This is a genomic window from Tamlana crocina (assembly GCF_012037625.1).
In genome coordinates, this window is sequence record NZ_JAAVJS010000660.1 from 1 (window position 1) to 326 (window position 326).

At 45.4% G+C, this 326-nt stretch carries 1 pseudogene; it reads left to right on the top strand.

From position 1 onward, the window contains the following. A pseudogene (locus HC176_RS18465) lies at window positions 1–326 on the top strand (PASTA domain-containing protein); the annotation flags it as partial.

The window sequence follows — 326 nt, forward strand, 5'->3', positions numbered from 1 at the left end:
GGGGAAACAGGTGAAGGAAAACCGAAAGATATATCTTACATTAAACCCTTCAGGATTTACCAAGGTGGAGATTCCGGAGAATTTGATCCGAAGAACAAGGAGACAGGTGGAACCGACTTTGCGTTCTCTAGGGTTCGAAATAGGCACAATTTCCTACAAACCCGATGTTGCCAAAGATGTGGTACTTGAAATGCGCCACAAAGGTGAACTGGTGGAACCCGGTATGAAACTTATGAAAACTTCGAAGATCGACTTGATCCTGGGTGATGGCTCCGGAAGATATGGAATGGATGAAGAGGATGAAGCTGAAACTACTGCCGAAGAGC